The following is a 22,020-nucleotide window of genomic DNA, read 5'->3' as shown; positions in this document are numbered from 1 at the left end:
GTCTCCTCAGACGCCGGCCACGGCGGCCTTCATCGCGGCGACGACGCCCGCGTAGTCCTTCTGGCCGAAGATCGCCGAACCGGCGACGAACGTGTCGGCGCCTGCGCGTGCGATCTCGGCGATGTTGTCGGCCTTCACGCCGCCGTCGATCTCGAGCCGGATGTCGCGGCCGCTGCGGTCGATGCGCTCGCGCACGCTGCGCAGCTTGTCGAGCGCGGACGGGATGAAGCTCTGGCCGCCGAAACCCGGATTCACCGACATGATGAGCACGAGGTCGAGCTTGTCGAGCACATGGTCGAGATAGTGCAGCGGCGTGGCCGGATTGAACACGAGGCCGGCCTTGCAGCCCGCGCCCTGGATCAGCTGGATCGTGCGGTCGATGTGCTCGGACGCCTCGGGATGGAAGCTGATCGTCGTCGCGCCGGCCTTGGCGAAATCGGGAACGATGCGGTCGACCGGCTTGACCATGAGATGCACGTCGATCGGCGCCGTGACGCCGTGCTTGCGAAGCGCCTCGCACACGAGCGGGCCGATCGTGAGGTTCGGCACGTAGTGGTTGTCCATGACGTCGAAATGGACCCAGTCCGCGCCCGCGGCGATCACGTCGTCGACCTCGGCACCGAGCCGCGCGAAATCCGCCGACAGGATCGACGGGGCGATGACACAGGATTGCTTGGCCATGGCGAGTTCCTCGGAGGCGGCGGCGATGCGGCGGATGCTCCGGCAAACACGTGGCACGGGCAAGCGCGTGCCGTGTGGCATCGTGCCGCCGTCAGTACGACGCAGGCACCGTGAGGGTGAGGACGATGCGCGGTTCGGACACGCGTGCATCGCCGGGACGCGGCAATGGCGACGCGCGACGGATCGCGCGCTCGACGGCTGCGGCGAGCACGGCATCGTCGCAGGCGATGCGCTCGATCGACGTGACCAAGCCGTCATCCTGCTCGATCGCGACGCGGCAACTCGTGCCTTCGAGTCCGGGCAGGAACACGAGGTGGGCCTGGATCGCCTGGCGCACCGCAAGCGCGTAGGTGGTTCGTGCAGAGGCGAGGCCGTCGCCGCCCTCTTCCGCGAACCCCGCGCACGGCATGGCCACGATGGCCACGGCGAACGACGCGAGGCGCCGCAGCCCCCGACCGCAGCGACCCGTCACGTGAACCCGCGCTCGGCCTTGATGCGCTCGTAGGCCGCGTTGATCTCGCGTGCGCGCGACTCCGCGCGGCTCTTGAGTTCGGCCGGCACGTTGCCGAGCTTGTCGGGATGGTGCTGGCTCATGAGCTTGCGATAGGCACGCTTGATGTCGCGCGGGTCCGCATCGTGGCCGATGCCGAGCACGGCGTAGGGATCGGTCGTCGGCGGACCGGACGGCGCGCGCTGCCCACCGCCGCCCGGGCGCCCGCGCGGCGTCTCGTAACGCGGGCCGTAGCCCTTCATCGCCGCGATCGCACCGAGCTCCGCGTCGCTGACGCCGAGCGCCCAGCACAGCTTGCGCACCATGCCGTGCTTGGCCACGGCGAGCGTGCCTTCCGCGTAGACGAGATCGAGCAGCATGTCGAGCAGCAGGAACGCGAGGTCGCGGCGACCCTGCGTCCACGCCTTGAGCTCGGCCACCGCGAGGTGCACCTCGAACTCGGGTTGCTTGCCGACGTTGAAGCGCTCGATGGCCACGCGCCGCTGCTCGCCGTCGAGCTGCAGGCGCGTCATGAGCGCCTCGGCCGCGCGGATCTCCTGTTCCGACACGCGCCCGTCGGATTTCGACAGGGCGCCCGCGAACGCGAACAGCGGCCCGATGAACGTCCCTTCCTGCGTGCCGTGGCGCACGCGCTGCACGCTCATGTCGAAGAAGTGGCCGGCCACCGCGCCGAGCAGCAGCCCGACGGTGTTGCGGAAGATCAGGTAACCGATGACCGCGCCGACGATCTTGCCGATCCAGCTCATGCGCAGCGCTCCAGGGAGGACGTGCATGTGTGCCCTGGCGCGCCGGCGGCACGGGCGACACGAAGAGCGATGGACAACGACACGGGTGAAGGCATCCAGGCAAGCCAGGGCGGATCGGACACGCATTCTACCGTCCGCGACGCGCTGCGCGGGCGGTAGAATGCGCGCCCCGCCGCCGTCCCGGATCCGCTGCCGTGCCCACCACGCTGTCTGCCTCGAACCTGCCCGGCCTCGACCTCGTCCACCGCGGCAAGGTCCGTGACGTCTACGCGCTCGACGCCGACACGCTGCTGCTGGTCGCGACCGACCGCCTCAGTGCGTTCGACGTCGTGCTGCCGGATCCGATCCCCGGCAAGGGCGAGATGCTCACGCAGATGTCGAACTTCTGGTTCGCGCTGACCGCCGAGGTCATGCCGAACCACCTCACCGGGCGCGCCGTCGCCGACGTGCTGCCGGCCGGCGTCGATGCCTCGACCTATCTGCGTCGCAGCGTCGTCGCACGCCGCCTCAAGCCCGTGCCGATCGAGGCGATCGCGCGCGGCTACCTGATCGGCTCGGGCTGGAAGGACTACAAGGCGACCGGCTCGCTGTGCGGCATCGCGCTGCCGGAAGGCCTGCGCCAGGCCGAGCGCCTGCCGGAACCGATCTTCACGCCGTCGACGAAGGCCGCGGTCGGCGACCACGACGAGAACATCGGCTTCGACACGGTCGTCGCGAAGATCGGCGGCGACCTCGCCGAGCGCGTGCGCGACGCGACGCTGCGCATCTATCGCCATGCAGCCGCCTATGCGGCCGAACGCGGCATCCTCATCGCCGACACCAAGTTCGAGTTCGGCACCGATCCGGAAGGCCGCCTCTACGTCATGGACGAGATGCTCACGCCCGATTCGTCGCGCTTCTGGCCAGCCGAACAGTACGCCGTGGGCACGAGCCCGCCGAGCTACGACAAGCAGTTCGTGCGCGACTACCTCGAGACGCTGGACTGGAACAAGACCGCGCCCGGACCGCACGTGCCCGCCAACGTCATCGAGGCGACCGCGGCGAAGTACGCCGAAGCCCTGCAGCGCCTGGCCGGCATCACGCTGGACTGACGCGCTTATACTGGGTCACGCGGACGCACGGGCGGCGTCCGGTCTCTGCGGGGGGGCGGAGCATGGCGCACGGCATCGATGTCCTGAAGCTCTACCAGGCGTTCGGCCTCGAGCCCGGCGCCGGCATCGACGATCTGCGGCTGGCCTACCGGCGCCGCGTCGCCAAGCTGCATCCCGACCGCCATGCACACCGCGATCCGATCTCGGCACAGCTGGCCGGCGAGGAGCTCAAGCGCCTCACGGTGCTCTACGACGCCGGCGTCGATTTCCACCGCCGGCACGGCCGCCTGCCAGGCGCCGCGCCTGCCGCTGCCGAGCCGTCCGCCACACGCGCCGGCAGCGCGTCCGCACACGCCCCCGTTGTGGAGGTGCATCGGCGCACGGGATTGCGCACGCCGCTGATCGTGTTCGCCTGCGCCGCCGCGTTCGGCGCATGGTATGCGCTGCAGGGCACGGATCCCGCCGACGATGCAGGCATGAGCGCACCCGTCGCCGGCGTGGCGTCGCGCGTCCCGACCGCTGCGCCGGTCGTGGCGAGCGATTCCCCGGGCCTGTATGTCGGCATGCGCGCCGAGGACGTCGTGCGCCAGGAGGGCGAGCCGATCGAGCGGGGTGGCGTGCGCTGGGACTACGGCCCGTCCTGGGTGATGTTCCACCAGGGACGCGTCACGGAGTGGTACAGCTCGCCGCTGCGCCCGTTGCGCATCGCGCGCGTCGCGCCGGCGGTCGATCCGGCGCCCGCCCCGAGGCCCTGAGCGCACGTGCTGCGACGCGCCTTTCCGGGGCGCGGGCCGGCGCACTAGACTTGGCACGTTCGCGTACCGGAGCCGTCGCCATGCGTACCGTCAACGAGTGGTTCGGCCACTACAGCCAGGATCACCGCAACCCGACCAACCGGCTGATCCACTGGATCTGCGTGCCGGCGATCCTGTGGTCGGTGCTCGCCGCGCTGTGGGTGATCCCGGTGTCGCCGTCGATCGGCCGCCCGGGCTTCTGGTGCATGCTCGCGATGGTCGCGGCGTTCGCGTTCTACTGGAAGATGTCCAAGCCGATCGGCCTCGCGATGCTGCTCGTGTTCGTCGTGCTCGGCGGGATCACCGAGGTCCTGTATCGCCAGCTCGGCCCGCAGATGCTGCTGTGGAGCGCGATCGGCGTGTTCGTCGCCGCATGGATCGGGCAGTTCATCGGTCACGTCATCGAAGGCGCGCGTCCCTCGTTCTTCACCGACCTCGCCTATCTGCTGATCGGCCCCGCGTGGCTGGCCGGCAAGGTCATGCGCCGCCTCAACATCGCCTACTGATCCGCGTGCAGGCGGCTTTGACGCCGCCATGCGGCGCCGCTACGGTGACGCGGCCCCCACGCCACGACACGCCGCCATGCCGCACACGCGAGAGATGCATCGTTCCGGCCGCATCGGCTGGCTGCGTGCGGCCGTGCTCGGCGCCAACGACGGCATCGTCTCGACCGCGAGCCTGATCGCGGGACTCGCCGCGGCCGGCACGGGTACGCAAGGCGTCGTACTCGCCGGTGTCGCCGGCCTCGTCGGCGGCGCGTTGTCGATGGCGGCGGGCGAGTACGTGTCGGTCAGTTCGCAGGCCGACCTCGAGCACGCCGATCTCGCCATCGAACGACGCGAGCTCGCCGCCGAACCGCAGCACGAGCTGCGCGAGCTCGCCCTGATCTACGAACGTCGCGGCCTCGACGCCGCGCTCGCCGCGCAGGTCGCCGAGCAGCTCACCGCGCACGACGCACTGCAGGCGCACGCGCGCGACGAGCTCGGCATCACGCCCGAACAGCGCGCGCGTCCGCTGCAGGCCGCAGCCGCCTCGGCCGGTGCGTTCTCGATCGGCGCGGCACTGCCGCTCGCCTGCGCGGTGTTCGCCCCCGAGACGGCGCGGCTCGGCATCGTCGTCGGCGGATCGCTCGCCTGCCTCGCCCTGCTCGGCGCCGTCGCCGCACGCGCGGGCGGTGCACCGATGCTGCCGGGTGCCACGCGCGTCGTCGCCTGGAGCGCGCTCGCGATGGGCGCGACGGCACTGATCGGCCGCCTGTTCGGCGTCGCGATCGGCTGAGGCACTACGCACGACGCGACGGCGCGCGTATCGTCGCGGGCTCCACTCAGGGAGCAACGACATGTCCACAAGGATCCGGTGGCTCGCACCGCTGTTTGCGCTGGCGGGCGCATCCGTGCACGCCGCCGAAGGCGGCTACTTCGCGACTTTCACGCTCGACGGTGCGCACGTGCGCGAAGCCTCGCTCATGGCGATCCCGGCGTACGAGGCGCCGCGTGGCACAGGCTTGCGCGACGGCTGGTCGCTGCGCGTACTCGATGCCGCGGGCACCGAACTGGCCGTCGTGCCGGTCGGCGATCCGCTGCGACGCACGATGCACGCGCCTCGCGACGGCGCGCTCGCGGCACGCCTGCCGGCGCTCGCATCGGCGGCGACCCTCGAACTCGTCGACGCGGCAGGTCGCGTCGCATGGCAGGGCCCGCTCGATGCCGCGGCACGCGAGGCCGCGCGCACGAAGGCGGACGAGATCGGTGCGCAGATCGCCGCATCGATGCCGCGGGACGGCAAGCGCGCGACATCCGTCGAGCTGCCGCGACGCGAGGCATTCCGCGAGGCGGGCGGCCTGTCCGCCGCGGTTGCCGCGCTCGGCACGGCATCGACGGCCGAGGCACGCGATGCCGCGGACGCGGCACTGCGCGATGTCGGTGATCGCCGCCGCGAGCAGCTCGCCGCGCACACGGCGCCGGTCGCCAAGGCGACGACGCAGGTGAATGCGCTGCGCCAGCTCTCGGGCATCGTGCGCAGCGCCGGCGGAGAGGTGATCGCCGACGTGACCGTGCGCGCGACGCGCGCCGACAGCGGGGCCTACGTGCTGTCGACGCGCACCGACGAGAACGGCCGCTACGAGATGAAGATCGCCGACGGCACCTACCTGCTCGAGGTCGACTCGGGGGCGCGCGAAGCACTCGGCGCCGACAACCGCCTCTACGTCGGCGCGCGCTTCGACGCACCGGTCACGGTCGCCGGCAGCGTCGTGCGCGACCTCGCGCTGCCCGCCGCCGAGCGCACGTTGACCCTCGTCGTGAACTGGGACGTGCGCATCACCTCGACCGCCGAGGTGCGCGTGCGTCGCGACGGCACGACGCTCGCACGGCCACGCCTCGGCCGCTGGGACAGCGCGGGCTGCACCGCCACCGCGTGCACGGCGACGTGGACGCTGCGCATCACACCCGGCATGTACGACTTCGACGTCGAGGTGGTCACGGCCGGTGTCGCGACGCGCACGGTGACGCAGGTCGACCTCGCCTCGTCGAACCGGCGCATCGATGTCGATGTGACCGCCTCGCCACCCGCATGGGAAGGTCGCCTGCAGCAGGTCGACGGGACACCGTACGCCGATGCGCCGGTGTTCGTGTTCGATGGACTCGGCCGCTACCGCGCGGCCGTGGGCTCGGGCCCGGACGGTCGCTTCTCGGTGACTGTGGGCGATGGCTGGACCGTCGAGTTCAGCGCGTCGGCGACCGACCGCGGCATCGGCAAGCGCGTCGTGCTCGGCGCGGTCGCCGGTGCACCGCCGGTCGTCACGCTCGACGACCCGGGCATCGCGGTTTCGGGCACGGCGTCACCGGTGCGCCTGTTCACGGGCGCGTCGAGCGACCGCGTGCGCCTGCTCTACCTCTCGGAGGGCTATACGGCCACCGCCGAGACGTTCACCGACAGCAACGGCAACGGCACCTGGGACGGCACCCTCTGGTACGACACCAACGGCAACGGCCGCTACGAGGCCGCGAGCGACTTCGTCGACGTCTACGGCAACGCCGCCATGCCCGCAGAAGGCGCAACGCCGAACACCGCCGCGAACGAGCCGTTCGCCGACACCAGCGGCGACGGTTTCCCCAACTTCGACGACCGCGCGCTGTTCCTGCGCAACGCGCGCGACCACCTGCGCGGCCTGTTCGGCACCGACTACTGGGACCGCAACGCGCACCGTTTCCAGGCCGATGCGGCATTCGTCGCGTCGCCGCAGTCGGGCATGACCGTCACCGCCGAGGACGGCACCGTCGTCAAGCGCGCGAACACGCTGTTCAACGCACGCATGAGCATGCAGCGACGGATCATCGAGCTCGACCGCACGCGTGCGATGCAGATGGCGCAGCAGATCATGCCGGGCTTCGACGAGCTCGTCGTGCTGGTCAACCTGCCGGTCGTCGCAGGCCGCGCGACGCAGACGATCGGCGCGAACCCGGGCTCGATGGTCACGCGCGGCGGCTACCACGGCGTCGATCTCGACGATCCGGTCGCCGGCCACGAGATGGGCCACTTCATCGGCGACCTCGGCGACGAGTACGAGGAACTGTTCACGACGATCGATCCGGCCGACCACTACCCGAGCGCGAACGTGACGCTCTCGACCGACCGCGCCGTGATTCCGTGGGGCGCGCTGCTGCCGCCGGGCGCCCTGCCGATGCGCGTGCCGCAGGAAGGCATCGGCCTGTTCGAAGGCGCCGACTACGTGCAGGGCGGCGCCTACCGGCCGAGCTGGAACTCGATGATGCGCTACGGCCTGCTGTTCAACGCGCCCTCGCGCACCGCGCTCGACGCGGGCTTCGGGCGCTTCGTCGCGCCGCTGCCACCGACACCGTTACCCGGCAACTGGTACGACCGCCGCCGCAGCGGCCACGGCTTCGACCTGCAGCTCGTGCGTCGTGACGCGACCGCGGGCGACCTCTACTACGCGGTGTTCTACACCTACGACGCGCTCGGCGCACCCGAGTGGTACGTCGCGCTCGCGAACTGGCGCGACGGCAAGCTCATGCCCGTTCCCGACGCCAACGGCAACACGCTGACGCGCATCCGCTACGACGCGACGCGCCCCCCGGGCCAGCGCATCATTCCCGACGCGACCGTGCCGGGACAGATCGAGTTGGACTTCGCCCAGGTCGATGCCTGCCGCACACCCGACCGTGCGGGTGCGGCCGCACTCGCACGCGTGACCTGGCGCATCCGCTCGGACACGGCGACCTGGTGCATCGAACCGCTCGTGCTGACCGAGGGCTACCGCGCCGGACGCAACCTGTCCGGGCACTGGTACTCGCCCGGTGACGGAGGCTGGGGCTTCGAGGCCGTGACCACGCCGAATGCCGATCCTGCGCAGCCGCCCGGCCTCATCGTCTACCTGTACTACCCGACCGCCGACGGCAATATCCGCTGGGCCACCGCGAGCACGCCGTCCTACGTGCCCGGCCAGGGCCTGCCGCTGCTCGAGATCACGAGCGGCTACTGCCGCACCTGCGTGGCACCGCCGTCGACCGGCGTGCGCACGATCGGCACGCTGACGCCGAACCTCGGTGCCGCGCTGCGCGAGAGCCCCGCCTCGGCGACCAACCGCGTGACGATCCGCGTCGACGGCGGTGCCGATGTGCGCTTCGAACGCAGCGATGCGCCGGTCACGCTGCTGTCGCAACCGCCGGGCACCTGAAAGTCGAATGGCGACACCGCGGGACGGGATGCGATCCTTGCCGGATTCTCCCGTCCCGGACGCCATCGATGTCGACTTCGCAGGAAACCTGGTCCGCACGCTTCGCGCTGCGCTGTTCGGCGTGGGCGGAGCGCTGGTTTCCCGATGCCTGGGTGTTCGCGGCGCTCGCGGTGGTCATCGTCGCGGTCGCGGCGCTCGTCATCGGCGCGACGCCGACCACCATCGCGGTCGCGTTCGGCGAAGGCTTCTGGAGCCTGATCCCGTTCACGATGCAGATGGCGTTCGTCGTGATCGGCGGCTACGTGGTCGCGAGTTCACCCGCAGCGGGCCGACTCATCGACCTGCTCGCCCGCGTACCGTCGACGTCGCGCGGCGCGGTGTGCTGGGTCGGCCTCGTGAGCATGCTCGCCTCGCTGCTCAACTGGGGTTTCAGCCTCGTGTTCGGCGGCCTGCTCGTGCGCGCGCTCGGTGCGCGCACGGAGCTGCGCATGGACTACCGTGCGGCGGGTGCTGCGGCCTATCTCGGCCTCGGTGCGGTGTGGGCGATGGGCTTGTCGTCGTCGGCCGCGCAGCTGCAGGCCAACCCGAAGAGCATCCCGGCCTCGCTGCTGCCGATCACGGGCGTGATCCCGTTCTCCGAGACGATCTTCCTGTGGCAGTCGATCGGCCTCACCGCGATCCTGATCATCGTCTCGCTCGTCGTCTCGTTCGTGACCGCGCCGAGCGCCGCCGCGGCGCGCGATGCCGAGGCCTGCGGCGTCGACACCACGCCGCCGCCGGCGCCCGACAACAAGCCCTCGCGTCCCGGCGAATGGCTCGAGTACAGCCCGATCCTGACCGTGCTGCTCGCCGCACTCGCCGCGGGCTGGCTCGTGCACGAGTTCGCGACCAAGGACGCGATCGTCGCGATCTCGAACCTCAACACCTACAACTTCCTGTTCATCATGCTCGGCGCGCTGCTGCACTGGCGCCCGCGGCGCTTCCTCGATGCGGTCGCGCGCGCCGTGCCGAGCACCTCGGGCGTGCTGATCCAGTTCCCGCTGTACGGCTCGATCGCGGCGATCCTGACCACCGCGAAGAACGGCGCCGGCGACACCGTCGCGCACCACCTGTCCGAGATGTTCGTGAGCATCGCCTCGCACGACACCTTCGCGGTGATCATGGGGACCTACTCGGCCGTGCTCGGCTTCTTCGTGCCGTCGGGCGGCGGCAAGTGGATCATCGAGGCACCGTACGTCATGCAGGCCGCGAACGACCTGCAGTACCACCTCGGCTGGGCCGTGCAGATCTACAACGCGGCCGAGGCGCTGCCGAACCTCATCAACCCGTTCTGGATGCTGCCGCTGCTCGGCGTGATCGGCCTCAAGGCGCGCGACATCATCGGCTACTCGTTCGTGCAGCTGCTCGTGCACATCCCGCTGGTGCTGTTCCTGCTGTGGATCTTCGGTCAGACGCTCACGTACAGCCCGCCGGTCATGCCGTGACGGTCCGATATCCGGCGCCTTGAACCAGGGCCAGGTTCATTTCCTGACGTTGGGGTCTGAAGCCGGGCGTGAGCCGGGGTCCGTGAGCCGGGGTCAGGTTCATTTGCCCGGACGCGTGGTCGAGCATCGAGGTGCATGTCAGGCAAATGAACCTGACCCCAGCTTTCTCCGACCCCAGCTTTCTCAGCGCCTGGCCGCACGCTTGCGCGGCGGCTTCTCGACAGGCTCCGGCGCGCAGGCCTCGGTCGCGATCAGCAGTGCGCGCAGGCGCTCGGGATCGTCGAGCAGTTCGTCGGCGAGCGGATACGGCTTGCCGCCCGGGTAGAACGGCCGCGCCGGCAGATCGGCAGTGAGCGCCTGCGTGCCGTCGAAGGCCTTCACGTACAGGCTGTTGTCGGCCGCGAACGCGACCACCCGGCCCGACAGGTACAGCGCGTACTCGCCGAACATCTTGCGCGAGGTCAGCCGGCCCTCGAGGCCGGCCTGCTCGGCCACGTAGTCGATGAAGGATCGGTCGGTGGCCATGGCGTGCTCCGGAAGATTCGCGGCCGACAGCCTGCCGCATCGCGGGCATGGCGACCAGCCGGTTCGGGTGACGATCCCGACGGCACGTCGCGTCGACGGGGACACGACGCGCCGCCGGTGCGTCGTCAGGCACGCCCCGGGAGCAGGCGCGGGTTGCGCAGCACGGCCGCCGAGAACAGCGACACGAGCACGCCGACCGGGAAGATCTCGAGGAACGTCATCGGCAGGCGCAGCAGCGGGTTGCGGTACATCGTCTCGAACTCGGAGGCCTGGCGCTGCGCCGCCGCGAGCGCGTCGCCCGTGAGGCCCTGCGACGTCGCCTGTTCGACGAACAGGCGCGCGAACATCGCCGCGAAGTCCTTGCCGATCACGAGCATCGTGAGCTCCCAGGCCAGCACGTAGACGAGGCTCGCGACGAGGCTGATGCCGAGGCCGAGGCCGAGTGCGGGCCAGAAGCGGATCACGCCGCCGCCGGCGCTGTCACGGTGGCGCTTCACGGCCACGAACACGACCGACAGCGCGACCAGCATCGACGCGTAGCCGAGCGCCATGCCGTAGTCCATCGGCGGCTCGCCGTCGAACACGAGGCTGACGATGAACAGCGCGGCGCCGGCGATCGCGCCCGCGATCAGGCCGTAGGTGAGGAGCGTGCGTCCCATGGGATGTCCTTGCGAAGTGGAAGGGGCCGCCATTGGGCGGCCGTCGTGCGCCCGGCACCATCGCCCGGAAGGGTGATTTCGGCGGATTCACCCGTCCGGAGCGGCATCACGGCACGAGGCCGAGCTCCCTCGCGCGCCGCAGCGCGTCGGTCCGCCGCCGAGCGCCCAGCTTTTCGAACAGGTTCGAGATGTGCGTCTTCACGGTGTTCGGCGACACGTGCAGGCGTGCCGCGATCTCCTTGTTGGAGTGCCCGGCGGCGATCTCGGCCAGCACCTCGAGCTCGCGCGCGCTGATGCCGAGCACGGCCTGCGCCTGCGGATTGCCCGCCTCGCCCTCGGGCGCGGGCGTGCGGCGCGCGAGCAGGCGCGCACCGGTCCAGATGCCGAGCAGCAGGAACAGCCCGGCGAACAGCACGTCGAACACCGAGCCCGGCGCGCTGCGCACGACGCGGTAATAGTCGAGCCACTGCAGCGCGAGCGTGCCGAGGGCGAGCAGAACGCCGTAGAGGATCAGGCGCTTCGTCACGGACGACCTCGGCGTTCGTCGATAGGAGTGCGCGCAGCCGGACCGGTCACGAGCCGGTGGCCGGAGATGAAGTCGCGGCTGTGCAGATACCCGAATGCGTCCGCCGCCGTGCGGGGAGAATCCGCACATCGTGTCGCGTCGTCGGCGGAGCGGTCGCATGTTCCCGGCGAGCAGCGTCGCGAGATCGCGCAGGTCCGTCATGCCCTCGCGGAGTGGCGTTGCGCTCGAGCCCCTCTCCCTCCGGGAGAGGGGTTGGGGAGAGGGTGCGGGATCGAGACGACGCCCGATCACCATCGCGATCCCGGACCCTCATCCGGCCCTTCGGGCCACCTTCTCCCGAAGGGAGAAGGGACAAGGATCGCGCGATGCCATGCCGCCTCGAAACGAGCCGGCATCCCGACATTCGTCGTCGAAAGCCCGACGCGACAACACTTCCGCGCATTCGCTTCGAATCTTCTCCGGACAGCGGTGCGAACATGTCGGCACGACGACGCGACCAGTAGGCGGCCTTGCGCTTGGCGTATCGACGGTCCATCGCATCCGGCGTGGTGGCGCATCGCGAACGCGATGCCGTACGCCTACGATATCGCAGGGGTTGCCGCGTGCCGAGCACCGTCGAAACGAGCACTCACCGCCGCGCAGGCCTCTGGCCGTCTCGCGGGCCGCGCCGCACGCGTGGACTCGTCGACGCCGGAGAGTCTCGGCGCGTCACCGGCGAATCGCTACCCTACTCCGTCGTCGCCCGGTAGGTCGCGAGGACGTCCTCGATCGAGGGATTCGCCTTGCCGCGACCATTGACCAGCGCGATCGGCAGCTGCCCCCGCATCACGTGGTCGAGGCGCTTGAGGATCTCCGTGCTCTCGGGCCCCGGCATCAGGCTGCCGTTGGTGTAGTGGGACGTCAGCATCACGGGCACCCCACGCCGGGAGAGCTCGTCGACGAGCGACTGTGCGCGTCGCGCACTCTCCTTCGGGCAATTGGGTGGCGCGAAGACGAGGATCGTTCCTGCCGGTGCACCGTCGGGCATCGGCACGGCGAGAAACCCGTACATGTCCTTCTGGGCCTCGATGGCCTTGTCGCGACCGCCCCCGCACGCGCACAGCACGATGACCGTCAGCGCCCACGCGAGCGCTTGCCTGCTTCTCATCCGTGATCCCCTTCCCCCGGAACGGGCATCAGCTTAGCAGTCGGCATGCATCGTGACCGCGGTCTTTACACGCGTCCGGGACGCGATCCTCCATGGCGCGGATCCCGCATCGGCCATGCGCAGCCGGTCAGCGGAGGCGCTCACCGGCCGCACACGCCTCGATGAGCTTCGCGAGACGCGCCGCGCGTGTCTCGGACTTCTTCGCCTTGCAGATCCAGTGCTGCACGAGCTTGCGGTAGCCCGGAGGTGCACCCTCGAAGTACGCCCACGCCGTCTTGTCGCGCCTGAACGCGCGCAGCTCGTCGGCCGAGAGCTCCTCGGTCACTTCGAGCTCGTGGCAGTACACCTTCGAACGCGCCTCGCTGCGGTGCGCGAATGCGGCGAGGCCGGCCGGCGTCATGCGGCCTTCGCGCTGCAGCGCCTCCATCTTGGCGATGTTGACCGCGCTCCAGATCGAGGTCGGTTTGCGCGGCGTGAAGCGGATCGTGTAGGTCGCGTCGTCGATACGCTTGCGCACGCCGTCGATCCAGCCGTAGCACAAGGCTTCGTCGACCGAGTCGGACCACGACATGCTCGGCGTGCCGGAGCCGACCTTGTGGAAACCGACGAGCAGCTCCTTCGCGGTCGCCGCATGCGAGGCGAGCCAGCGACGGAACGCGGCCCCGTCGCGGAAGAAGGTCGGCGCGCTCATGCGGCATCTCCTGCAGTGGCCGGGGCCGCGCATCGCTCGATCGCGAAGACGATGCGTGTGCCGTGGCGCTCGACCGACACCTCGTCACGCGACACGTGGATGGCGCGCCATGCCTCGTGCAGGCCAGCCCCCTCGAGGTCGAGCGCACCGTCGCCCGAGACGCGGTAGGCGAGCACGACCGCGCACACGGGGCCGTCGACGGTGCCGAGCGTCGCGGCGACGTGACCGTCGTCGTTGAAGCGATACGCCTCGATCACGCTCGTCGACCGCAGGCGCAGCGTGCAGCCGAGCGGCACGGGCGAATGCGCGCCCGTGACGAGCGCCCCCTGCCTGCCGCTCCCATCGCGCATGCCCTGGCGCTCCGTCAGCGGACCGCGACGGTGCGCGGGCGCGCTGCGGTCGCGACCCGATGCCCGAGCCACGCCATCGGCAGATAGGCCAGCACGAGGTCGACGATGCAGAACCACAGCGGCGCGGGCAGCATGAACACGCTCGCGATGCCGCCGCACAGGAACAGCACGCCGATCACGGCCGCGGGAATCGGCGAGCGGTTCGGCGCGAGCAGGCTCGCGACGAAGGCGCCGGCCAGCGTGCCGAGCGCATGGGCGAGGAACGGGAACAGGAAGTGCCGCGGTTCGAACAGGTGCAACGACGCGGTGAGCCCTTCGGCCGTCGTCACGTCCGCACCCGACGGCGGCGTGACGACATGCGGACCGAGCAGGACCAACCCCATGTTGACCGCGCTGCCGGCGACGAGGCCGATCACCACGGCAAGCACCATGAGCACTGCGTTCTTCATCGACGCCCTCCGCGTGTCGGGCCCGCACACGGGCGCCCGCTGGATGGACGGGCACCCCACCCGTCGCGAGCCACCATCGTACGCCGACCGCGGATGAAGTCGACGGCCGACGTGCTCAGCCCTTCGCGTGGACCAGTGCGATCGCCGCGATCGTGAACAGCACGATCCAGGACAGGTGGCGTCCGCGCGTGATCACGAGCGGCAACAGGCCCGCGGCGAGCGAAGTCCAGCCGATCACCGCGAGCACGCCCGCGCGCGTGATGCCGTCCGGCTCGGCGGCCTGCCACAGCAGCACCGCCATGCCCCACCACAGCAGCGTGGTCAGGTGCCACGCGAAGCGCAGCGTGCGCGTCGTGAACGCGGTGCCGCCGAACAGCTTCGGCAGGTCGGCACGACGGAAAAGGCGCACGAGGATGTAGCGCTCGCCGAGCACCGAATGGGCGAGGCCGAGCAGGAAGGCGAGGATCGCGGCGATGTGGAGCGGGCTCATGGCGATCCCTGGCGCAGCTGCACGGTGAGGATCATGGTCATGACGTGCCCGCGACGAGGTTTCCGCGCCTCCATGACGTGGCGTGCCGCGACATGCGGCACGCCACGGCGGATGATCACGCCCGCTCGCGCGGGCGCAGCAGCCAGCGGCACAGCGCCGGCAGGAACACGATCGCGGCGACCATGTTGACCACGAACATGAAGGTCAGCATGACGCCCATGTCGGCCTGGAACTTGAGGTCCGAGAACACCCACGTGAACACGCCGACCGCGAGCGTGAGCGCGGTGTAGAAGATCGCGATGCCGGTGGTCTTGAGCGAACCGAAGTAGGCCTCGGTGAGCGGCTTGCCGGCGAGCAGCGACTCGCGCATGCGCGCGAAGATGTAGATCGCGTAGTCGACGCCGATGCCGACGCCGAGCGCGACGACGGTGAGCGTGTTCACCTTCATGCCGATGTCGAGGTAGACCATGAGCGCGTGGCCGAGCTCGGTCACGAGCACGAGCGGCAGCGTGATGCACAGCGCCGCGAGCGCGCTGCGGAAGCTCACGAGGCACATCAGGAACACGGCCGCGTAGAGCATGTAGAGGATCTGGCGCTTGACCAGGCGCACCTCGTCGTTGACCGCGGCCATGACGCCCACGTTGCCGGTGGCCAGGCGCAGGTTCACGAACGGCTGATCGGCCTTCGGCGCCTCGCCGCTCGCGGACTGCTCGGCGAGCATCTTCTGCAGGTTCACGTCGGGACCGGCCCAGGCGTTGTTGTCCTTGCGGAACTGCTTCACCGCGTCGACGACGCGGTCGATCGTGGTCGCGCGATGGTCGGTCAGGAACGCCATGATCGGCATCGCCGAGCAGTCGGCATTGAGCATGCCGGTGTCGGTCTCGAAGCCCTGCGTGGCGAGACGCAGCGTGTCGGCGTCGCGCGGCAGCACGCGCCAGCGCACGTTGCCCTCGTTCCAGCCCGCGTTGACGATCTTCGCGGCCATCGGCAGCGTCATGACCTGGGCGACGCCCTCGACGTTGCGCAGGTGCCAGGCGAAGCGGTCGACGAGTTCCATCGTCGGATAACTCGACGTGCACGCCGACGGACCCGCCTCGGCGATCACGTTGATGATGTCGACGCCGAGTGCGAAGCGGTCGCTGATGAGGTCGGCGTCGCGGTTGTAGCGCGAGTCCGCGTGCAGCTCGGCGACGCCCTTCTGCGCGTCGCCGATCATGACCTTGCTGCCGTAGCGTTCGGCGACGAACCAGATCGCGACACCCGCGACGAGGATGATCGCGGCCGGCACCGGGCGGCTGAAGTGCGCGAGTGCGGTCCAGATCTTGTCGAACTGCGTGAGCTGGCGCAGACGGTAGGCGCGCTTGCGCGGCAGGTTGCGCAGGCGCGTGTACGACAGCAACACCGGCAGCAGCACGAGGTCGGTGAGGATGGTCAGCGCGACGCCGATGGTGGCGGTGATCGCGAGCTCGAAGATGATGCGGATCGGGATCACGAGGATCGCCGCGAAGCCGATGCAGCCCGCGACGAGCGCGACCGAGCCCGGAACGAGCAGCGCGCGGAACGCGCGGCGTGCGGCGGTCTCGGGATCGGTGCCCTGGCGCTGCGCGAGTTCCTCGGGCGTGCCTTCCTCGAGGCCGCCGAAGAAGATCTCGCCGCGGAAGCGGTTGATCATCTGCTCGCCGTGGCTCACCGCGATCGCGAAGATCAGGAACGGCGTGAGCATGTTCATCGGGTCGATGCCGAACCCGAGCAGGCGCAGCGCGCCGAGCATCCACACCACCGACACGAGTGCCGCGAACACGGTCAGCGAGGCGAGCTTGACCGACGACGAGTACACGAACAGCAGCAGCCACGTGAACGCGATCGTGAGGAAGAAGAACCAGATCACCGAGCGCGCGCCATCGGTGATGTCGCCGACCATCTTGGCGAAGCCGATGATCGCGACCGTGGTGTGCTCGTTCTCGTACTTGGCGCGGATGTCGTCGAGCTGCTTGGCGATGAGGTGGTAATCCACCTTGACGCCCTGCTCCGGGTTCTCGGGGACGAGGTCGACCCAGATCATCGCGCCCGAGAAATCCTTGGCGACGAGGCGGCCGACGATCGCGGCCTTCTCCATGTTCGCGCGGATCGTCGCGAAATCCTCGGCGCTCGCCTCGAAGCCCTCGCTGTTGGGCGTGAACGACTGCGGGATCACATTGCCGCCGGCGAAGCCGTCCTCGACGACTTCGACGAAGCGCACGTTCGGCGTGAAGATCGAGCGCACGCGCGCCTCGTCGACGCTGGCGATGCTCTTGGCGTCCTGCGTGATGTTCTCCATGGTCTTGAAGAACGGCAGGTTGAACATGTCGCCGTTCTTGTCCATGACCGCGATGAGCACGCGGTTGGCGCCGCCGAACTCCTGCTCGTAGTCGATGAACGTGCGCATGTACTCGTGTTGCAGCGGGATCTGCTTCTTGAATCCCGCGTCGACGCGCAGTTGCGAGGCGAAGAACGCCAGCGCGATCGTGGCCAGCGCGAACAGCGCGAGCACGATCGGGCGGTTGCCGAAGACGAGCGCCTCGGCCGCGCGATGGAACGCGTTGGGCGGCCGGTTGCCGGAGGAAGCTGCACTCATCGCGTCACCGTCACTTGGGCTGATGGCGGCCGATGCCGTTCTCGCCGGCGATCAGCAGGGCACCGCCGTCACCGGCGGGCAGGACGCCGGCGATGATGCCGGCGGAGGATTCGGTGGCGCGCGCGAGCGCGTCGCCGGCGCGTGCACGATGCAGGATCGTGCCGTTCGCGCCGACGATCGCGGCGCCGCCGTCGGGCAGCGCGACGCCACCCATGAGGCTCAGCTCGGTCTGCGTCGGCACCGCGGTCCAGGTCGTGCCGAGATCGGTCGATTCGAACACGTTGCCGCGCAGGCCGAATGCGAGCACGTGGTCGCCGTCGTAGCCGATCACGCCGAACATCGAGCCGTCATAAGGCAGTCGCGAGCGCTCCCAGGTCGCGCCGTCGCGCGAGTGGAACACCGCGCCGCGCTCGCCGACGATCACGTAGGCGCCGCTGCCGGTGCGCGCGATCGCGTTGAGGTGCGGTTCGCTCTCCTCGCCGATGCGCAGTTCGTCGGCGCTGAAGGTGTCGCCATGATCCTCGACCTCGAGCTCGTCATCGGCGGTGGCAGCGGATGCCGGAGTGGCGGCCGCGGCCGCGTCGCCGGCGAGCGCGATGCGCGAGCCCGACCAGGTCGCGCCGCCGTCGGACGTCGTGAGCAGAAGGCTGTAGGCGCCGATCGCGATGCCGTGCTGTGCGTCGGTGAACAGCACGTCGAGCAGCGGCACGCCCTGGCGAAGGTCGTGCTCGCTGCCGTCGTCGGGCAGCTTCCAGGCGTCCTCGCGCTGCACGGTCCAGGTATCGCCGGCGTCGGCGCTGTGCAGGATCACGCCGTCGTGGCCGACCGCCCACACCGCCTTGCCGACGGCACTGGCGGCGGTCAGCGTCGTGCGCAGCGGCACCGCGACCTGGCGCCACGTGCTGCCGTCGTCGGACACGAGCACGTGGCCGCGCTCGCCGACCGCGACGATGCGGTCACCGGCACGGACGAGGTCGAGCACGAGGGCGCGCGACGCGAGCGGAAGCGTTTCGGCGGGACGGCGCAAAGGATCGGTGCCTGCGGCGGCGGGGGCCGGATCCTGCGCGAACGCGCAGGCGGCGACGGTGGCCAGCGCGAGGCACGCAGCCACGGATGTCGATCGGGTCAGCGGCATGCGGTGTCACCTTGGATTTTTGCGACGGAGCCGGGGCGTGACCGCCGCCGGCTCGAACGACCGGCGGGCGCGTCGCGCGCCGCCGGCGGATTCCCCCTGCGAGCTTACTGGAAGCCGCGCTGGCGCAGCGAGGCCGGCGAGAACATGTCCGGCGTCGTCTGGAACGAGAAGTCGTACATCTTGTCCTCGTTGTCGAGGCCGACCGCGATGTAGCGGCCCGACTTGAGGTCGTGATGCGTCTCGAGCGTGGACCAGAACACCGGCACTTCGTAGTAGTTCACGCTCGGCGCCTCGGAGTAGCGCCACAGCTTGCCCTGCGCGTCGTAGTGGTCGATCACGAGGATCTGCCAGCTGTCCTCGTCGAGGTACATCGTGCGCTTCGGGTTGATGTGACGCTGGCCCGATTTGACGTTGGCCTCGACCACGTAGGTGCGGTGCAGCTCGTAACGCAGGTAGTCGGGGTTGATGTAGCCCGGCTTGATGAGGTCGGCGATCTTGCTGTCGCCACTGTGCGCCTTGTACGAGTTGTACGGGACGTACGTCTCCTTGATGCCGACGAGCTTCCAGTCGAAGCGGTCGAGCGAACCGTTGAACATGTCGGTCATGTCCGTGGTGCGCAGGTTGTCGGCGGCCGTGCCCGGGTTGTCGTAGGCGATGTTCGGCGCGCGGCGCACTCGGCGCTGGCCCGGGTTGTACACCCACGCCTGGCGCGGGCCGACCTGCGAGTTGAGCGTCTCGTGCACGAGCAGCACCTGGCCGGCGAGGCGCGGCGGCGAGACGACTTCCTGGTAGAAGTACACGAGGATGTTGTTGATGTCCTGCAGCGTCGCGTCGGGCTTGTAGTACAGGCCGAGCAGCTCTTCCTTGATGCGCACCATCACGTACTGGCCACCCGCGGTGACCGGCGCCTGGTTGGCCCAGCGCTGCAGCGAGACGCCCTTGTACTTGAGCTTGTGGTTCCAGATCGCCTGCGCGCCGGCGACCGCCGGATCCTTGTCGAGGATCGGGAACGGCACGCCCTCGGAGACGTTGGCGACGCCGTCACCGGCGCCGACGAGCTCGCCGCTCTTGGCGTTGGCGATGGTCTTCTCGTAGGTGCGCGCGGGGTTCGAGGCCGAGCGGCGGGTCGGGTAGACGACCATCTTCCAGTCCGGGTACTTCTCGAACATCGCGACCTGGCCGGCGCTGAGCTTGCCGGCGTAGTCCTTGTGGTTGGCTGCCGTGATCGTGAACAGCGGCTTGTCCGACGCGAACGGATCGGGGTGGTGCATGCCGACCTTGTAGCCTGCCGGCGGTTGCGTGATGCCGCCGGTCCACTCGGGGATCGTGCCGTCGGCATTGCCGGCGCGCGTCGCGCCGAGCGGCGTCAGCGGCGTGCCCGAGACGCCGAGCTTGGCGGCGTCCTCGGCGCTCACCTTGGCGAGCGCGGCGTTCGCCAGCATCGCCGTGGCGACGAGGGTCGCGAGGCCGGTCTTCTTCAGCATGGTCATGTCCGGTGTCCTCTCAGAAGGAATAACGCGCGGCGATCTGCACGAAATCGCGGTCGTGGATGAGGTTGTAGCTGCCGCCACCGAAGAAATTCGTATAGGCGAGGTCGAACGTCCACTGGTTGAGGTAGGTGGTCTCCGCGCCGATCGTGACCGACTTGCGGCCTTCGACGAAGCTGCCGCCCGGACCCGGCGTGTAACCCTTGACGTCGTGGTTGAACGCGAGGCGCGGTGACACGTTGAACGGCGTGCCCCACAGGTTGTTGTAGTCCGCGCGCATCGCGAGGCGGTAGCCCCACGAGAAGTCGGTCGGGAAGCCGCCCGCCTGCGTGATCGGGTTGCGCCCGCTGCCCGAGTTCACGTCGGGACCGCCACCGGTATCGGTGCCGTCGCCGTTGAAGCGCAGGTTGTCGGGCAGCTGGACGTTCGTGAAGCCGACTTCGCCGACGAGGGCGAGCTGGTCGGAGCCCATGAAGTTGCCCGGGCCGAGGACCTTGGTCGCCGTCAGCTGCAGCTGGGTGATCTTGTGGCGCTCGTAGCCGCGGATTTCCTCGCCCGGCCCGTACTGGCCGAGCTGGCTCACGAAGCGCAGGTACGGCTGCGGCAGCAGCACATTGAGCGGCGACAGGCCCGCGAACAGCAGTTCCACGTCGTCGACCTGGAACGGCTGGTTCGGACGGTAGCTCAACTCGCCCTGCAGCGCGATGCCGCTCGCCTGCAGCTGCGTGTTGAAGCTCACCCCGTACATGCGGATGTCTTCCGGGTACTCGGTGAAATACGAACCCGTGTTCGGCGCCTGGCCGGTGACCGAGATGCCGCTGATCAGCGGCACGCGGCTGTGGTAGTTCAGCGCGTAGAAGCCGAACTCGGTGTTGTTGAGGCCTTCGGCGAGGTACCGGAACGCCAGGCCGCCCTGCCCGGTCTTGCTCGGGTCACGCGTCTTGGAGCGCGGGAACGCGGCCGAACAGCCCGCAGCGACGAGCGCGGCAGGAAGGCCGGCATCGCTCGCGCCGTAGTTGCCGCCGACGCAGACCTCGTTGTAGAGGTCCGGGTTGATGACCGGCTGCGGCACCGTGCCGAAGTTGAGCATCACGTAACGGCCGCCGATCACGGCGAAATCGTTCGTCGAGAAGTACGTGCCGACCGGATCGGGATCCGTGCGGCGGAAGTCGAGCATGTACAGCGCTTCCATCGACAGGTTGTCGGTGAGGTTGTACGAGCCCCACAGCATGTTGACGGGCAGGAACGCCTGCTTGAGCTCGGCGCCCGCGACACGCAGCTTCGACACGTCGACCGGGTTGATAGCGTTGATGCCACCCTGGATGAACGTGCTCTCGCCCCAGCTCACGACCTGCTGGCCGACGCGGATCGTGCCCTGGCGGCCACCGGCGTTGAAGTTGTGGAACACGAACGCATCGAGGATGCGCGTCTGCGTGCCGACGCGGTTCTTGGCCGCGTTGGAGAGGTCGTCGCGGTCGTTGTTCTCGAAGTCGTAGAACCCGTAGCCGCGCACGAACGCGCCCCAGTTCGGGCCGTAGTTGAGGCTGACCTCGACGGTCAGGTTGAGTGCGTTCGAGATCGGATCCCACTTGTCGTAGGCGAGGTCGCCGTCGTCGCCGTTGACCGAGTAGCGGCCGCGCGCGTCACGCTGCGCCTGGCTGCCGAGGCCGAGCGCACTGACGAGCGGGTTGAACTGCGCCTTGCCGATCAGGTCGTCGGACGGATCCTGCGTGCGCCACGCCATGCCGTAGCCGATCGTGGTGTTGACGGTGCCGGAGAAGCCGTCGCTGCTGCCGAAGCTGAACGCCTGCGCGTGGCCGGCAAAGCCGGCCAGCGCGAGCGCCGTGGCGAGCGCGAGGGTGTTGCGGACCGGCATGCGCGAGATGCGGCGGCCGGCCGGGAGATGCGTGCGGATGGTCATTGATGGTTCCCCAGGTTCCGGTC

The 22,020-nt window shown here is 69.5% G+C and carries 21 protein-coding genes; 6 read left to right on the top strand and 15 right to left on the bottom strand.

The genetic code is table 11. From position 1 onward, the window contains the following. Positions 1–6: 6 nt before the first annotated feature. From rpe to djlA, 3 genes are all read right to left on the bottom strand, one after another. Positions 7–681 carry a ribulose-phosphate 3-epimerase gene (gene rpe, locus ACQQ2N_RS08175; protein WP_440225217.1) on the bottom strand — a complete coding sequence of 225 codons (675 nt, stop codon included), beginning with the start codon at positions 679–681 and terminating at the stop codon, positions 7–9. 91 nt (positions 682–772) lie between these two features. Then, on the bottom strand, positions 773–1,105 hold the full coding sequence (locus ACQQ2N_RS08170; RefSeq protein ID WP_440225216.1) for a cell envelope integrity protein TolA: 333 nt from the start codon (positions 1,103–1,105) through the stop codon (positions 773–775). A gap of 44 nt (positions 1,106–1,149) precedes the next feature. Next, positions 1,150–1,938, bottom strand: coding sequence for a co-chaperone DjlA (gene djlA / locus ACQQ2N_RS08165; RefSeq protein WP_440225215.1), 789 nt, complete (start codon positions 1,936–1,938; stop codon positions 1,150–1,152). Positions 1,939–2,132: 194 nt separating this feature from the next. Here djlA and ACQQ2N_RS08160 point away from each other — a divergent pair, with 194 nt between their 5' ends. The 6 genes from ACQQ2N_RS08160 to ACQQ2N_RS08135 all read left to right on the top strand — a co-directional run bounded on the left by ACQQ2N_RS08160 (position 2,133) and on the right by ACQQ2N_RS08135 (position 10,003). Beyond that, on the top strand, positions 2,133–3,029 hold the full coding sequence (locus ACQQ2N_RS08160; RefSeq protein WP_440225214.1) for a phosphoribosylaminoimidazolesuccinocarboxamide synthase: 897 nt from the start codon (positions 2,133–2,135) through the stop codon (positions 3,027–3,029). A 62-nt stretch (positions 3,030–3,091) separates the two neighbouring features. Next, on the top strand, positions 3,092–3,784 hold the full coding sequence (locus ACQQ2N_RS08155; protein WP_440225213.1) for a J domain-containing protein: 693 nt from the start codon (positions 3,092–3,094) through the stop codon (positions 3,782–3,784). 80 nt (positions 3,785–3,864) lie between these two features. After that, positions 3,865–4,329 (top strand): Mpo1 family 2-hydroxy fatty acid dioxygenase, encoded by a 465-nt coding sequence (locus tag ACQQ2N_RS08150; protein ID WP_440225212.1) that lies wholly within the window; start codon positions 3,865–3,867, stop codon positions 4,327–4,329. A 76-nt stretch (positions 4,330–4,405) separates the two neighbouring features. Then, a complete protein-coding gene (locus ACQQ2N_RS08145) occupies positions 4,406–5,101 on the top strand; it encodes a VIT1/CCC1 transporter family protein (RefSeq protein ID WP_440225211.1) in 696 nt (231 codons plus the stop codon). 61 nt (positions 5,102–5,162) lie between these two features. Next, a complete protein-coding gene (locus ACQQ2N_RS08140; RefSeq protein WP_440225210.1) occupies positions 5,163–8,519 on the top strand; it encodes a carboxypeptidase regulatory-like domain-containing protein in 3,357 nt (1,118 codons plus the stop codon). Positions 8,520–8,587: 68 nt separating this feature from the next. Next, positions 8,588–10,003: a short-chain fatty acid transporter gene (locus tag ACQQ2N_RS08135; protein ID WP_440225209.1), complete on the top strand. Its 1,416-nt coding sequence runs from the start codon at positions 8,588–8,590 to the stop codon at positions 10,001–10,003. A gap of 183 nt (positions 10,004–10,186) precedes the next feature. Here ACQQ2N_RS08135 and ACQQ2N_RS08130 read toward each other — a convergent pair whose 3' ends face one another. The 12 genes from ACQQ2N_RS08130 to ACQQ2N_RS08075 form a co-directional block, all read right to left on the bottom strand. Beyond that, positions 10,187–10,528, bottom strand: coding sequence for a TfoX/Sxy family protein (locus ACQQ2N_RS08130; protein WP_440225208.1), 342 nt, complete (start codon positions 10,526–10,528; stop codon positions 10,187–10,189). A gap of 125 nt (positions 10,529–10,653) precedes the next feature. Beyond that, complete coding sequence (locus ACQQ2N_RS08125) at positions 10,654–11,187, bottom strand: DUF4199 domain-containing protein (RefSeq protein WP_440225207.1); 534 nt, start codon at positions 11,185–11,187, stop codon at positions 10,654–10,656. Positions 11,188–11,293: 106 nt separating this feature from the next. Further along, positions 11,294–11,713, bottom strand: a complete 420-nt coding sequence (locus tag ACQQ2N_RS08120) for a response regulator transcription factor (protein ID WP_440225206.1) — start codon at positions 11,711–11,713, stop codon at positions 11,294–11,296. Positions 11,714–12,440: 727 nt separating this feature from the next. Then, positions 12,441–12,860: a hypothetical protein gene (locus tag ACQQ2N_RS08115; RefSeq protein WP_440225205.1), complete on the bottom strand. Its 420-nt coding sequence runs from the start codon at positions 12,858–12,860 to the stop codon at positions 12,441–12,443. Positions 12,861–12,987: 127 nt separating this feature from the next. Continuing rightward, a complete protein-coding gene (locus ACQQ2N_RS08110; RefSeq protein ID WP_440225204.1) occupies positions 12,988–13,551 on the bottom strand; it encodes a YdeI/OmpD-associated family protein in 564 nt (187 codons plus the stop codon). Beyond that, entirely contained in the window at positions 13,548–13,901 is a 354-nt protein-coding gene (locus ACQQ2N_RS08105) for a hypothetical protein (RefSeq protein WP_440225203.1), read from the bottom strand. Before ACQQ2N_RS08105 ends, ACQQ2N_RS08110 begins: the two co-directional genes overlap by 4 nt. 14 nt (positions 13,902–13,915) lie before the next feature. Then, the gene (locus ACQQ2N_RS08100) at positions 13,916–14,350 is read right to left on the bottom strand and encodes a hypothetical protein (protein WP_440225202.1); all 435 of its coding nucleotides are present in this window, start codon (positions 14,348–14,350) and stop codon (positions 13,916–13,918) included. A 115-nt stretch (positions 14,351–14,465) separates the two neighbouring features. After that, on the bottom strand, positions 14,466–14,840 hold the full coding sequence (locus ACQQ2N_RS08095; protein ID WP_440225201.1) for a hypothetical protein: 375 nt from the start codon (positions 14,838–14,840) through the stop codon (positions 14,466–14,468). 115 nt (positions 14,841–14,955) lie between these two features. Next, the gene (locus ACQQ2N_RS08090) at positions 14,956–17,454 is read right to left on the bottom strand and encodes an efflux RND transporter permease subunit (RefSeq protein ID WP_440225200.1); all 2,499 of its coding nucleotides are present in this window, start codon (positions 17,452–17,454) and stop codon (positions 14,956–14,958) included. Between the two features lie 10 nt (positions 17,455–17,464). Further along, entirely contained in the window at positions 17,465–18,589 is a 1,125-nt protein-coding gene (locus ACQQ2N_RS08085) for a WD40/YVTN/BNR-like repeat-containing protein (RefSeq protein WP_440225199.1), read from the bottom strand. 104 nt (positions 18,590–18,693) lie between these two features. Beyond that, complete coding sequence (locus ACQQ2N_RS08080; RefSeq protein WP_440225198.1) at positions 18,694–20,079, bottom strand: DUF1329 domain-containing protein; 1,386 nt, start codon at positions 20,077–20,079, stop codon at positions 18,694–18,696. A 13-nt stretch (positions 20,080–20,092) separates the two neighbouring features. Beyond that, positions 20,093–21,997 carry a DUF1302 domain-containing protein gene (locus ACQQ2N_RS08075; RefSeq protein ID WP_440225197.1) on the bottom strand — a complete coding sequence of 635 codons (1,905 nt, stop codon included), beginning with the start codon at positions 21,995–21,997 and terminating at the stop codon, positions 20,093–20,095. Positions 21,998–22,020 lie beyond the last annotated feature (23 nt).

It is taken from the genome of Dokdonella aquatica, assembly GCF_051987395.1.
Lineage (GTDB): Bacteria > Pseudomonadota > Gammaproteobacteria > Xanthomonadales > Rhodanobacteraceae > Dokdonella.
This window is presented reverse-complemented; position numbering and strand designations above follow the sequence as displayed.